Origin of the sequence: Streptomyces boninensis (genome assembly GCF_048572725.1) — a bacterium.
Classification (GTDB): Bacteria; Actinomycetota; Actinomycetes; order Streptomycetales; family Streptomycetaceae; genus Streptomyces; species Streptomyces boninensis.
Genome location: NZ_CP183837.1, coordinates 470,756 through 482,657 on the forward strand (window position 1 = coordinate 470,756; position 11,902 = coordinate 482,657).

The 11,902-nt window shown below is 70.7% G+C and carries 13 protein-coding genes; 6 read left to right on the forward strand and 7 right to left on the reverse strand.

Annotated elements, in window-relative coordinates; translation table 11 throughout:
- Positions 1-61: 61 nt before the first annotated feature.
- From ACNNMR_RS02085 to ACNNMR_RS02095, 3 genes are all read left to right on the forward strand, one after another.
- Positions 62-424, forward strand: coding sequence for a hypothetical protein (locus ACNNMR_RS02085; RefSeq protein ID WP_419992738.1), 363 nt, complete (start codon positions 62-64; stop codon positions 422-424).
- Positions 425-429: 5 nt separating this feature from the next.
- Positions 430-630 (forward strand): hypothetical protein, encoded by a 201-nt coding sequence (locus ACNNMR_RS02090; protein WP_419992739.1) that lies wholly within the window; start codon positions 430-432, stop codon positions 628-630.
- 89 nt (positions 631-719) lie between these two features.
- Positions 720-1,295, forward strand: a complete 576-nt coding sequence (locus tag ACNNMR_RS02095; protein WP_419992740.1) for a TerD family protein — start codon at positions 720-722, stop codon at positions 1,293-1,295.
- Positions 1,296-1,334: 39 nt separating this feature from the next.
- Here the strand turns inward: ACNNMR_RS02095 and ACNNMR_RS02100 are convergent, their stop codons facing one another.
- Positions 1,335-2,192 carry an aldo/keto reductase gene (locus ACNNMR_RS02100; RefSeq protein ID WP_419992741.1) on the reverse strand — a complete coding sequence of 286 codons (858 nt, stop codon included), beginning with the start codon at positions 2,190-2,192 and terminating at the stop codon, positions 1,335-1,337.
- Positions 2,189-2,623: a cupin domain-containing protein gene (locus ACNNMR_RS02105; RefSeq protein ID WP_419992742.1), complete on the reverse strand. Its 435-nt coding sequence runs from the start codon at positions 2,621-2,623 to the stop codon at positions 2,189-2,191. The genes ACNNMR_RS02100 and ACNNMR_RS02105 overlap by 4 nt, the downstream gene beginning before the upstream one ends.
- 218 nt (positions 2,624-2,841) lie before the next feature.
- Between ACNNMR_RS02105 and ACNNMR_RS02110 the strand changes: the two genes are divergently transcribed.
- Complete coding sequence (locus ACNNMR_RS02110) at positions 2,842-3,705, forward strand: helix-turn-helix domain-containing protein (protein WP_419992743.1); 864 nt, start codon at positions 2,842-2,844, stop codon at positions 3,703-3,705.
- 595 nt (positions 3,706-4,300) lie between these two features.
- Here the strand turns inward: ACNNMR_RS02110 and ACNNMR_RS02115 are convergent.
- From ACNNMR_RS02115 to ACNNMR_RS02135, 5 genes are all read right to left on the reverse strand, one after another.
- A complete protein-coding gene (locus ACNNMR_RS02115; RefSeq protein WP_419992744.1) occupies positions 4,301-4,540 on the reverse strand; it encodes a DUF6059 family protein in 240 nt (79 codons plus the stop codon).
- Complete coding sequence (locus ACNNMR_RS02120) at positions 4,537-6,825, reverse strand: ATP-binding protein (protein WP_419992745.1); 2,289 nt, start codon at positions 6,823-6,825, stop codon at positions 4,537-4,539. The genes ACNNMR_RS02115 and ACNNMR_RS02120 overlap by 4 nt, the downstream gene beginning before the upstream one ends.
- Positions 6,826-6,911: 86 nt before the next feature.
- Positions 6,912-8,438 (reverse strand): FAD-dependent oxidoreductase, encoded by a 1,527-nt coding sequence (locus tag ACNNMR_RS02125; RefSeq protein WP_419992746.1) that lies wholly within the window; start codon positions 8,436-8,438, stop codon positions 6,912-6,914.
- Positions 8,439-8,505: 67 nt separating this feature from the next.
- Positions 8,506-9,192 carry a LuxR C-terminal-related transcriptional regulator gene (locus ACNNMR_RS02130; protein ID WP_419992747.1) on the reverse strand — a complete coding sequence of 229 codons (687 nt, stop codon included), beginning with the start codon at positions 9,190-9,192 and terminating at the stop codon, positions 8,506-8,508.
- Positions 9,193-9,241: 49 nt separating this feature from the next.
- Positions 9,242-9,490 (reverse strand): hypothetical protein, encoded by a 249-nt coding sequence (locus ACNNMR_RS02135; RefSeq protein WP_419992748.1) that lies wholly within the window; start codon positions 9,488-9,490, stop codon positions 9,242-9,244.
- A 286-nt stretch (positions 9,491-9,776) separates the two neighbouring features.
- Here ACNNMR_RS02135 and ACNNMR_RS02140 point away from each other — a divergent pair, with 286 nt between their 5' ends.
- Together ACNNMR_RS02140 and ACNNMR_RS02145 are read left to right on the forward strand one after the other, a co-directional pair.
- On the forward strand, positions 9,777-10,733 hold the full coding sequence (locus ACNNMR_RS02140; RefSeq protein ID WP_419992749.1) for a 4-hydroxy-3-methylbut-2-enyl diphosphate reductase: 957 nt from the start codon (positions 9,777-9,779) through the stop codon (positions 10,731-10,733).
- Between the two features lie 100 nt (positions 10,734-10,833).
- On the forward strand, positions 10,834-11,898 hold the full coding sequence (locus ACNNMR_RS02145; RefSeq protein ID WP_419992750.1) for a polyprenyl synthetase family protein: 1,065 nt from the start codon (positions 10,834-10,836) through the stop codon (positions 11,896-11,898).
- Positions 11,899-11,902: the final 4 nt, after the last annotated feature.

Sequence of the window (11,902 nt, forward strand, 5' to 3'; positions counted from 1 at the left end):
ACGCCGTGCCGCGCCGCGCTACTCCTGCCGCAGTATGCGACCAGCCCCTTGCCCTCATACGGTGAGGCTGCGGCCAGCCCCCTCGCCCGCCTGCTGCAACGAACGCGCGCGCTGCCGCCGACCCTGGCTGCTGCTGGTCGTATCGCTGCTCGCCCTGCTGTGGCGGCGGTGGCCGGTGCCGGTCGCGGTGGTGGCGGGCGCGGCGTGCGCGGGCTGTGCGCTGCACGGGCACCTCGGGGAGCTCGGCATGCTGGACCAGGTGCGGGTGGTGATGCTCGCCAGCTATCGGGTGGACTCCTACGTCTTCGAGGCGCTCCGCCACGGCGCCGCCGGTTTCCTGCTGAAGCACCTCGAGCCGGACGAGCTGCGTACGTCGATCCGGGACGCCGCCGCCGGGCACATGCCATCGAGTCCTTCCAGCTGAGCGAGGTGCTGCCGATACTGGAGCGTGACTACGGCGCCGACGGCGACGGCACCGCGGGGGTGCTCGACCCGCCGGGCATGGTGGATGGCCATATCCCAGGGCCTGAGGACCCCGAGGAGCCGTTCGCAAACGCGAATTCCAGCGCTCCCTCCCTGCCGATGCTCCTTGACGTCCTGGAGGAACCTGCGGGCTGGACGTTTCATTAGTTGCGCAGTTTAGGAACCATTGTCCCGGACCCGGCGTTGATCCATGTGACGACCTGATCGTGCAACATCAAGCAGTTGGAGGTTGACCAGTGGGAGTTTCCCTGGCCAAGGGCGGCAATGTCTCGCTGAGCAAGGAGGCGCCCGGCCTCACCGCCGTAACGGTCGGCCTGGGCTGGGATGTGCGGACGACCACGGGCGCGGACTACGACCTGGACGCCAGCGCCCTGCTGTGCAATGAGTCCGGCAAAGTGGCCTCCGACCGGGACTTCGTCTTCTACAACAACCTCACCAGCCCGGACGGCTCGGTGGAGCACACCGGAGACAACCTGACCGGTGAGGGCGAGGGCGACGACGAGTCGATCCACGTCAATCTGGCGGGCGTGCCGGCCGGCATCGCGAAGATCGCGTTCCCGGTCTCGATCCATGATGCCGAGGCTCGCAATCAGAGCTTCGGGCAGGTGAGCAACGCCTTCATCCGGGTGGTCAACCGGGCCGACAACCGCGAGCTGGCGCGCTACGACCTGAGCGAGGACGCCTCGACCGAGACCGCGATGGTCTTCGGGGAGCTCTACCGGCACGGCGCCGAGTGGAAGTTCCGCGCCGTCGGCCAGGGCTACGCCTCGGGCCTGCGCGGCATCGCGCAGGACTACGGCGTGAATGTCTGACCTCCAGCTTGTCCGACGGATGAGGTGCCCGGGTGCGGTCTACTTGCCGCTGTAGACGGGGAAGACGGCGTGTTCGCCGTAGTCGCGCTCGTCGAGGGTGCGCAGGGTGGCCATGTCCGTCTCGGAGATCTCGAAGTCGACGTCGGCGTTGGAGCGCATGTGCTCGGGGTTCGCGGTCTTCGGGAGCGGCTGGGTGCCCAGTTGCAGGGTGTAGCGGATGCACAGCTGCGGGACGCTCACCTCGTACTTCTCGGCGATCGCCTTGATCTGCCGGCTGTCGAGGAGTGTGCCGTGGGCGATCGGCGAGTACGCCTGCACGAGGATGTTCCGGTCCTCGCAGAAGGCCAGCAGTGCCACCGGGGTGTTCCCGGCGTGCAGGAGCATCTGATTGACGTGGGGTGCCACGGTGCCGTGATCGAGGATGTTCTCCAGGTCGGGCTCGAGGAAGTTCGACACCCCGATCGCGCGGATCCTGCCTGCCTTGTGGGCGTCTTCCAGTGCGCGCCACGCCTGGCGGTTGCCCTCGTTGTAGTCGCCGCCGCGGAAGTCGTCCCACGGCTGCGGGGCGTGGATCAACATCAGGTCGATGTAGCCGATATCCAGCGTCGCCAGCGAGTCGTCGATCGCGGCGACCGCAGAGTCGTAGTCCTTGATCTCCGCGGCCAGCTTCGTCGACACGAACAGGTCCTCGCGCGCCACGCCGGAGGCACGGATGCCTTCTCCGACTCCGCGCTCGTTGCCGTATGCCTGCGCGGTGTCGATGTTGCGGTAGCCGGTCTCGATGGCCGCACGGACGGCGTCGGCTGCCTTCTCGTCGTCGATGAACCAGGTGCCCAGGCCGAGCTTGGGGATCTTGACGCCGTCGGCCAGGGTGTAGGTCTCGTTCAGGATGGTCATGCGTTGTCTCCGCTCTTCGGGAGCCGGCCGTACACCTCGTCGGTGACCGGCTCGAGCCACTCGTTGCTGACGCCCTCGCCGGGTGTGATGAAGGCGAGGTGGGAGAACCAGGAGTCGGCCTTCGCTCCGTGCCAGTGCTTGGTGCCCGCCGGGACACGGATGACGGTGCCCGGGGTCATGCTGACCGTGTCCTGCCCGTCCGCCTGATACCAGCCGCTGCCGGCTGTGCACAGCAGGATCTGGTCTCCGCCACCGTCGGTGCCGTGGTGGATGTGCCAGTTGTTGCGGCAGCCCGGCTCGAAGGACACGTTGCTGACCGGGACGCTCCCCCCGGTCAGGGGGGCCAGGTAGCTCTGCCCGATGAAGTTCTCGGCGTAGGCGTCGTTGGTCTCACCGAGAGCGAAGGGCTGCTCGAAGCCGTGATCGGCCATATCGGATGTCTCCTTGATCAATACGGGTGTGGCTTACTGTGCCGCGGACTGCTTCTCCGCCATGGTGCTTCCTTCCTCGGTCACGTTTCGTCGTTGTGTTTTCTACGCTGCCACGGGCCCGGGCATCCGTGCAGAGGAGAAACACTTCCTGGGAAGGGAACATCCTGGGAAGGATTTCTCCCCCTCTCGATCCGGGTATTCACTGCGACACTGGTGGCATGAGTCCATCACCGCATCTGAACGAGCTGGGAGAATTCCTCAAGGCGCGCCGCGCCGAGCTCACGCCTCGTGCCGTGGGCCTGCCCGACAGTGGCGGTCAGCGCCGGGTGGCGGGCCTGCGACGCGAAGAGGTGGCGCAGCTCGCGGCGATCTCCACGGACTACTACACCCGTCTCGAACAGGGCCGCCTGTCCGCCTCTGCCCCCGTGCTGGAAGCTGTCGCGCGCGCCCTTGACCTGGATGAAGACCAGCGCCGGTACGTGTTCGGTCTCGCCGGCAAGGAAACGGCCAGGCCGCGCCGCCGGGCCCAGCAGAAAGTCCAGCCGCAGCTGCGCCGGGTCCTGGACGATCTCACGGCCACGCCGGCCATCGTCATGGGCCGACGCATGGACATCCTCGCCTGGAACCCGCTCGCCGCTGCCATGGTCACCGATTTCGCAGCCGTTCCGGAAAAGCACCGCAACTACGTCCGCATTCTTTTCACCGACCCTGCCATGCGGAACCTCTATGCGGATTGGAAAAACGTGGCCCGCATGGCGGTCGCGCAACTGCGCATGGAGGCTGCTAAATATCCCGACGATCCCCGGCTGACCGCGCTGGTCGGTGAACTGTGCGTCCAGGACACCGACTTCCGCACGTGGTGGGCCGCGCACCAGGTTGCCACTCTCAGCGTCGGATCCAAGACCCTCCTGCACCCGGTCGCCGGAGAGCTGACGTTGGACTGGGACACGCTCACCGCCAGCACCGACCCCGACCAGCAACTCGTCGTATGGACCGCAGAAGTCGGCTCGCCCACCCACGACGGCCTGCGCATCCTCGCGTCATGGGCCGCCGACCACGCCCGCCCCTCAACCGCCACGTAGCCGCGCCCGGCCGGGCGCGGCCGTCCTACGGGGAGGAGGTTCCCGGCATCGTCGATCCGGGAGCCGGACCGAGCGTGGGGCGGGGAGCGCTCATGTCGAGCAGCAGCAGGGCGTCGTGATCGGGGCCGGCAGGTTCGGCGGTGTACGGGCCGCGGGGTGGAGGAAGAGGTTGCGGTGCTTGGCGGGCCAGTCTTCGAGTCCCGCGTACGCGGCTGTGCGCGGGCGGCGGCTCGCGTGCGAGCCCGCCCTGCCACCCGCGCGCAATCCGGGCGAAGGTGAAGGAGCAAGACACCCCGGCTCCCCGGGCTCGGTGAGCACCCGAAGCTCGCCGCTGGTCACCGTGTCGCCGCAGTCCTCGGTCAGTTCCCACGAGAAAGGACGCCTCCGGAGTGAGCGCAACTTGGGCGTCCGAGCCGTGGGTGCTCCTGGCCACGGGATAACCCCGCAAGGCTGGATTGCCTCGATCGCGCGACGGGCCGCACAAGACCCGGCGATTCGTAATGCCGGAGCATTCGAGCACCACGCATCGATGAGATCCGCCGGCACGCCGGCTACGCCATCCAGATCTGGTGCGTGCCCGTGCCTGAGGAATCCGCTACGTCCTGCCGCGGCGACTCCCCCGTGGTGGCTCATCGCCGTACAGGCGGACGAACAGGTCCTGCTCCTCGCGTGAGAGGCGGGCGTGGGGATCCCACGTTTCCGGGTGGCCGGGAGGTGGGCCCGCCGCGGTCGGCGGGTCGGGTGGGGGTACGGGGATCCAGATGCGGCCGTAGAGGCCAAGGCCGACGAGGAAGCTCCACCACAGGCCGGAGCCGCCGCGGTCCGGGGTCTTCATGGCAGGTGCCGGGGAGTTCGCAGCATCCGCTGGGCGACCTGGACGCGCGAGCTGCAGTCCAGTTTGCGCATCACTCTGCGCAGGGTGTTGACCGCGGTCCATTCGGCGACGCCGAGCCGCCGGGCGACCTCGCGGTTGGTCAGGCCTTCGGCCACCAGCGCCGCGACCTGGCGTTCCCGGGGAGCCAGCCGCGCGGTGTCCAGGTCGGTGGGCAGACGGTCGTCGGTGTCCAGGGCGGCGGTGGCCCGGGCCACCGCCTCGCGCGGGGTCAAGCGGTGGCCGGCACCGCACCACTCGCCGAAGAGCACCGCGCCCAGCCGCGCCCGGGCAGTGGCGCGCATCCGGTTCACCTCCGCCGCCGGCAGGCCGAACGGCAGCCCGCCCACCCGCGACTCGATGTCCTGCCCCGCGGCCACCAGCATCGCCACCCGCTCCCACACCCTGGCCGAGTCGCCGGAGGCGCGGGCATGCACCGCGGCCAGGGTCAGCAGGGCGGCGCCGGTCGCCGGTACGTGACCCAGGCCGTGCAATGCCAGGAGCGCCTGGTGGGCGTCGGCCAGCGCCCGCTCGGTGTGCCGGGTGCCGGCCAGCAGCTGGGCCCGTACCAGCACGGCCAGCGCGGCCATTTCGGCGTCGGATGTCCCGCTCGCGCCCTGAGCCGCCTGTCCGGCGAGGCGCAGAGCGTGCTCCCACTCCCCCTGGGCACCGAGCACGGCGGCGAGCAGCACGGTCGCCCGCAGGAGGCCGCGGGTGTCTCCGAGTTCGGTGCACTCCTCCAGCACCGCCGACAGATGCTCCCGGGCCGCCGTCAGATCGCCCCTGGCGTGTGCCGCGTACGCGAGGGTGAGCCGGGCCCTGGCCGCGCCGGGGCGGTCGCCGATGACGGTGTACCCGGCCCGCGCCTGCGCGGCATGGGCGGTCGCGGCGGCCGCAGCCCCGAAGCCGAGGCGGGCGGCGCCGAGCGCCTCCTCGATGCCCGGGCCGGGGACCGCGGCCCGTAAGGCCATCAGGCGGGCGACGGCGGTCCTGGCCGCCCCGCGGCTGAGCCAGTACGGCACGGCCGCCGTCGCGAGCCGGGCCGCGGTGGGCTGTTCGCCGGTCTCGGTGAGCTCGTCCACGGCGGTGAGGATGTCCTCGTGCCACTGGTCGAGGCGGGTGCGCGCCGCATGCTGCCGGGGCCCGTTCAGCTGTGGCAGCAGCGCGAGCGCCAGGCCCGCCACGTATCTGCCGTGCGCGGACCGCGCCGCCTGGAGGCGACCGGTGCGCCGCAGGAGAGTGCTGCCGTGGCCGCGCCACAGCGATGGCACCCGCAGCCGCAGGCGGCCCTCGGGGAGTTCCTCGCACCAAACGACGCCGTGGTCGATGAATTCGCCGAGCACGGCTCGTACCTCGGCCTCGGGCCTGCCGGTGACCCCGATGGCGTCCCGCTCCTCGAAAGCTCCGGCAAACAGCGTGAGGCGGGCCAGCAGCTCGCTCTGGTCGGGGCGCAGCCGCGCGAAGCTCCCGGCGACCGCCACCGCCATGTTCAGGTGCCGGTAGTCGGTGTCGGCGCGGGTGCCGTGCAGGGCGTTCAGGGATCGTTCGAGCTCGTCGGCCAGGGTCGCCGGGGCCATCACCTTCAGCCGGGCGGCGGCCAGTTCCAGCGCCAGCGGCAGCCCGTCCAGGCGCCGGGTGAGGTCCGCGACGGCGGCCGCGTTGTGCTTGGTCAACCGGAAGCCGGGACGGGCCGAACGCAGCCGGTTCAGCAGCAGAGCCACCGCCGGCACCTCGGCGAGGCCGGCCGGGTCGCCGGCTTCCGCGTCGGTGGGCAGGCGCAGCGGCGCGAGCCGGAAGCAGCGCTCGCCGTATACGCCGAGCGGCTGCCGGGCGACGGTGAGCACCTGCAGCGGGCCGCCGGCTGCCGCGAGGCGGGCAATGAGCTGGGCCAGGTCCAGGGTGGCCCGCGTGCCGCAGTCCAGGACGATGAGGCGGGGAGCGGCGGCGAGCTCGGCCGTGCCGGTGGCGGCCCGCTCCTGCAGCGCGGACAGCGTGCCGGTCACCTCGCGTGCGGACAGGCCGTCTAGGTCCACGTGCTCGCTGCCGCAGCCTGCCTGGCGGGCGCCCTCCAGCAGTTCGGCGGCGAGCCGGCTCTTGCCGCAGCCGGGGGCACCGGTGAGCGTGAGCCGGCCGCCGCCGCCCTGCACGAACCAGGCCATGAGTTCGCCGAGTTCGGTGCCGCGTCCCACCAGCGGAGTGCTGCGGCGCGGGCCGGTGGCCAGCGCCGACGAATCGTCGATCAGGACCATCTCGGCTCCCTTCTCGCGCCCGTTGACATGGCAGGGTGCTGCGGAGAGCCTCACAGCGCGGTCCAAAGGGGACCTAAAACTCCGCGTCAGATCGCCTGCGCGAAGCTGAAGAAGCGGTACGGGTCATAGGTGCGCTTGACCGACTGCAGCCGCGTGTGGTTCGACCCGTAGTAGGCCTCGCGCCAGTTCGTCACCGCCGGATCCATGAAGTTCTGGTAGATCTCATGGTTCGAATGCGGCTCGGCCGTGTCGAAGGTCCCGTTGATCCACGCGGCGCCGGCGGCCTTGTCGTCGTCCGACGGGGTCTGGGTGGTCAGGGCGATCTGCATGCCGATCTCGAAGAGCGTGTCGCGGTGTACGTACGCGGTGCTGCTCTTTGCCGCGTCGTTGATGCGGCCGCCGAACGCGAACAGGCCGATGAAGCGGAACTGCTTGGCCCGCACCTGGTGCTCCATGCGGGCCAGGAGGTCCTGGATCGCGGTACGGGAGTACGCCGTGCCCGCCAGGACGTGCCGGTAGGTCGCGTTGTACTCGCGCGGCAGCACCGCCTCGGGTGAATAGCCGATGCGGTGGCACTCGGGGACGGTCTTGTCGGCACAGCCGAACAAGGTCATCATCGCCTGCTGGTAGCCGAGTTCCGTGCACTGGCGGCTCTTCGCCGGGCGGCCCAGGGCGGTGAGCAGCTTGTCCAGCTCGGCGTCCGCGGCGGCTTTGGTGCCCAGGTAACTGCCGCCCACCACGACGCTGGGGGTGCCGCCGGCGTCGGTCGGCCACGTAACGAAGAGATGTGTGTCCAGCTCGCGCGGTGCCACGGCGAGCCGCGCCTGCCAGGCCTGCACCAGGTCGACGGCGTCCGCCCAGTCGAAGGCGAGGTTGAACAGGCTGACCACGGGCGTCTGCACCGGGCGTATCTCATATTCGGTGACGACGCCGAAGTTGCCGCCGCCACCGCCGCGCAGCGCCCAGTACAGGTCGGCGTTCTGAGTGGCGGAGGCCGTCACGGTGCGGCCGCTGGCGAGCACGACCTTGGCGGAGACCAGCCGGTCCGCGCCGAGCCCGTGCTTCCGGGCGGCCGGGCCCACGCCACCGCCCTGCAGCCAGCCGCCCATGGCGACGGTGGGGCAGGTGCCGGTAGGCGCCTGCAGGCCGAGCGCCGACAGGGTGCTGACGATGTCGATGCCCTGCGCACCCGGGCCCAGGCGGACCGTGCTGCCGCTTGCCCGTACGGAGTTCAGCCGCGAGGTGTCGATGATCAGGCCGGGCGTAGTGGAGTAACCGGCGTTGCTGTGGCCGCCGCTGCGCACCGCCGAGGGGACGGAATAGTCCTGGCTGAAGCGGATGCAGGCCGCGATATCGGCGGCGCTGGTGCAGTAGGCGACCGCCTGCGGGTGTACGGCGTCGAACTGGGCCTTGTGCAGCTGCACGGCCTGGTCGTAGCCGGGGCTGCCGGGCAGCACCAGGGTGCCGTCGAACCCGCTGCTCAGGCTGTCCCACGCCGGTACCGCCGAGGCGGTCCCGGCGCCGGCGAGGACGGCGGTGGAGCCGGTGGCGGCGAGTGCCGCCGCGGCACCGGCGCCGGCGCCGGTGCGGATGAGTGAGCGTCTGCTGATCACGAGGTCCCCCCTCGGTTCGAGGCCCGGATGGACAGGCCGGAGTTTCACCGGGGCCTCTAGAGCGGCGCTAAAGCAGAAGCGGCCGCCCGCCCTCCGGTGGCGTACGGGCGGCCACAGGTGGCGGCCCCATGAGCCCGCTCTCGTGGGCGATGGCGACGAGGCGGGTGCGTGAGCGCACGCCCAGCTTGCGGAAGATATGCCCCACATGGGACTTCACGGTGCTGCGGGAGAGGATCAGGCGGTCGGCGATCTCCTGGGTGGACAGTCCGGTGCCGATCAGCCGCAGCACCTCGCGCTCGCGCGGGGTGAGCGGATGCAGGTCGGGGGCGTCGGGCTGGTGGATGCACCGGTCGATGACCGGACGGGTGATGCGCGGGGCGAGGTGTGCCTGCCCGCAGGCGGCGCGGCGGATCGCCCGCGCGAGTTCGCCGCCGGGCGAGCCGCGCAGCAGATAGCCACTGGCGCCGGCATGGAGCGCCCGGAACGCCTGGTCCGGTGCGTCCGTATCGGCGACGACCACGACGCTGGTGCCACGCTGCCGGGCAAGCAAGCGGGTGAGAGCGACGCCGCCGGTGCCGGGAAGGTCGAGCGCCGTCAGCACCACGTCGGGGAGGAGCCGCCGGGCGTCCTCGCAGGCCGTGGCGCCGTCCGCGCACTGCGCCACCACGTCGATGTCCGGTTCGCTGTTCAGCTGGACGCTGTGCACCTGGCGTTGCCGGGGACAGGCGTCGGCGAGGAGGACGGCGATGCTCATGCCTGGGAGCTCCAAGCTGGGGGACGGGGAGCGGCAACGGGGCTATGGCTCAGGCGGTTTCCGCGCCCGACTCGGGATCCTCGGCGTCCAGCGCGGCGAAGCCGTCTATGACGCTCATCAGGGCGGCGTCGACGACAGCCGCGCTGGCCTCGTCCGCGTCGGCTCGATCGCCCAGGAACTCCAGCAGGCGCTCGATCTTCGGCGCGGGTACCCCCGGCGGGACCGGGAGCGCGGACAGCTGGTCCTGCAGCTCGGATATGAGCGCTGCACGCGGCTTGGGCAGTGGCGTCTCGGTCATGCGGCAGTGTGCGCACAGCCCGGCAGGGTGCGGCTAAAGGCAGGTCAGCCCGCCTCCCACGGTCCGGGTGGCCGCAGCCGTGACAATCCCATGGCAGGGTCCGCCGCCCCCGCCCTCAAGCCGCTGGCAGGTGCGGCGAGGCAGCCGGATCCCGTGGCAGCACCCAGGCAGAAAAACATGGTGTAAAGCCCCTGCACAGCCGCCCGGAGCCGATTTCGTTGACGTCCCATTACGTGTCTCGGCACGCTCGCAGCACTTCGAGACGACGAACCGGGAGACACCAGAAATGACGAAGGATTCCACCGGGCAGAAGAAGGTCATTCTGGCCGAGCCGCGCGGATTCTGTGCCGGCGTGCGCCGCGCCATTTCCATCGTGGAGGAGGCCCTGAAGAAATACGGTCCGCCGGTGTATGTGCGCAAGGAGATCGTCCACAACCACTACGTGGTGCGCTCGTTGCAGGAGCGCGGCGCGATCTTTGTGGATTCCGAGGAAGAGGTGCCGCACGGTGCCGTGTGCGTCTTCTCCGCCCACGGGGTTTCCCCGGCGGTACGGGAGGGCGCCGCCGACCGCGGCCTCAACGTCATCGACGCCACCTGCCCGCTGGTGTCCAAGGTCCACCAGGAAGCCCGCCGCTACGCCCGCGACGGCAAGACCATCCTGCTGATCGGCCACGCCGACCACGAGGAGGTGGAGGGCACCTTCGGTGAGGCGCCCGAGCGCACCATCATCGTCGAGGACGAAGAGGCGGTCGCGAACCTGGACCTCCCCGACGACGCCAACGTCGGCTACCTGTCGCAGACCACCCTGTCCCTGGACGAGACCTCGGGCATCATCGACGCCCTGCACCGCCGCTTCCCCGCCCTGAACGGCCCGGCGAAGAGCGACATCTGCTACGCCAGCCAGAACCGGCAGAACGCGGTGAAGGCCATCGCCACCAGCAGCGACCTCGTGCTGGTCGTCGGCTCCGTGAACTCCTCCAACTCCATCCGCATGGTCGAGGTCGTCCGCGAGCTGGGCACCGATGCCCACCTGGTGCCGGACGTGAGCGAGCTGGACCCCGCCTGGCTCGAGGGCCGGCAGCGGGTCGGCGTCAGCGCCGGTGCCAGCGCCCCCGAAATCCTGGTCGAGCAGGTCCTCGAAAAGCTCACCGAATTCGGCTACGGCGACCTGGAGATCGAGCGGACCGCCGAGGAGAACCAGGTCTTCGGCCTGCCGGCTTCCCTCATCGGCGACGCCGCCTGACGCCCGGCGACTGCCGCCGGATTCCCCGTACTCCGTACCACCCCGCCCTACCCCCGCCTGCCCGAAAAAAGCCCGCCCCATTCTTCCGAAGAGGTCCGCCATGACGACCGTCACACCCCGCCCCACCGCCGATGTCACCTCCCTTCAGCAGACCCGAGCCGGACTGCTCGCGCTCGTCGAGAACCGGATGAACTCACTGCTGGAGAGCGAGCGTTCCTACTGGCGCTCGGTCGACCACCGGGCCGCCCAGCCGGTCGACGCCATCGCCGAATTCATCGGACAGGGCGGCAAGCGGCTGCGTCCGACCTTCTTCCTCAGCGGGTACCTGGCCGCCGGTGGTTCCCCGGCCGAGCCGGTCGCCGTGGACGCCGCCGGCGCCCTGGAACTGCTGCAGACCTTCATCCTCATCCACGACGACATCGCCGACAATTCCCCGCTGCGCCGGGGCGCCCCCACCGTGCACGAGGTGTTCAACGCCGAACACACCCGGCACGGCTGGCGGGGCGAGACCCGCCGCTTCGGCGAGGGCACCGCGGTCCTCACCGGCGACCTCGCCTTCGTGTACGCCGACCGGCTGGCCGGCCGGCTGCCGGCCGCCGCCCGCTCCGTCTGGGACGAGCTGCGCGCCGAACTCGTCATCGGCCAGCACCTGGACATGGCCGCGGCCGCCGAAGGCGTCATAGACCCGCGGCTCTCGCGCTGGATCGCCGTACAGAAGTCCGGTCGCTACACGATCCACCGCCCCCTCGTCCTCGGCGCCACGCTCGCCGGGCGGCCCGACATGGCCGCCGCCTTCGAGGGCTACGGACTCGCGCTCGGCGAGGCGTTCCAGCTGCGCGACGACCTGATCGACGCGTACGGCAGCGCCGAGGAGGCGGGCAAGCCGACCGGCCAGGACATCGCCGAACACAAGATGACGCTCCTGCTCGCCCTTGCCGCCGAGCGCGACCCGCGGGTGGCCGCCCACCTGCAGCAGGCGGACGAGTGGGATGCCGACCTGCTGCGCCGGCTGCTGGACGAGACCGGGGTGCGGGCGATCGTCGAACGCACCATCGCCGGCCTGGTGGACAAGGCCTGCGCATCCCTGGACGCCGCGGGGCTGGACGAGGCCTGGCGGCAGGAGTTCTCCGGACTGGCCACGCGGGTGGCCTACCGCAGCCACTGACCCC

Bases quoted from the DNA above. Each gene is read 5' to 3' on its own strand.
- ACNNMR_RS02100 (WP_419992741.1), bottom strand. From the start codon at position 2,192: ATGACCATCCTGAACGAGACCTACACCCTGGCCGACGGCGTCAAGATC.
- ACNNMR_RS02105 (WP_419992742.1), bottom strand. From the start codon at position 2,623: ATGGCCGATCACGGCTTCGAGCAGCCCTTCGCTCTCGGTGAGACCAAC.
- ACNNMR_RS02110 (WP_419992743.1), top strand. From the start codon at position 2,842: ATGAGTCCATCACCGCATCTGAACGAGCTGGGAGAATTCCTCAAGGCG.
- ACNNMR_RS02115 (WP_419992744.1), bottom strand. From the start codon at position 4,540: ATGAAGACCCCGGACCGCGGCGGCTCCGGCCTGTGGTGGAGCTTCCTC.
- ACNNMR_RS02120 (WP_419992745.1), bottom strand. From the start codon at position 6,825: ATGGTCCTGATCGACGATTCGTCGGCGCTGGCCACCGGCCCGCGCCGC.
- ACNNMR_RS02130 (WP_419992747.1), bottom strand. From the start codon at position 9,192: ATGAGCATCGCCGTCCTCCTCGCCGACGCCTGTCCCCGGCAACGCCAG.
- ACNNMR_RS02135 (WP_419992748.1), bottom strand. From the start codon at position 9,490: ATGACCGAGACGCCACTGCCCAAGCCGCGTGCAGCGCTCATATCCGAG.
- ACNNMR_RS02140 (WP_419992749.1), top strand. From the start codon at position 9,777: ATGACGAAGGATTCCACCGGGCAGAAGAAGGTCATTCTGGCCGAGCCG.
- ACNNMR_RS02145 (WP_419992750.1), top strand. From the start codon at position 10,834: ATGACGACCGTCACACCCCGCCCCACCGCCGATGTCACCTCCCTTCAG.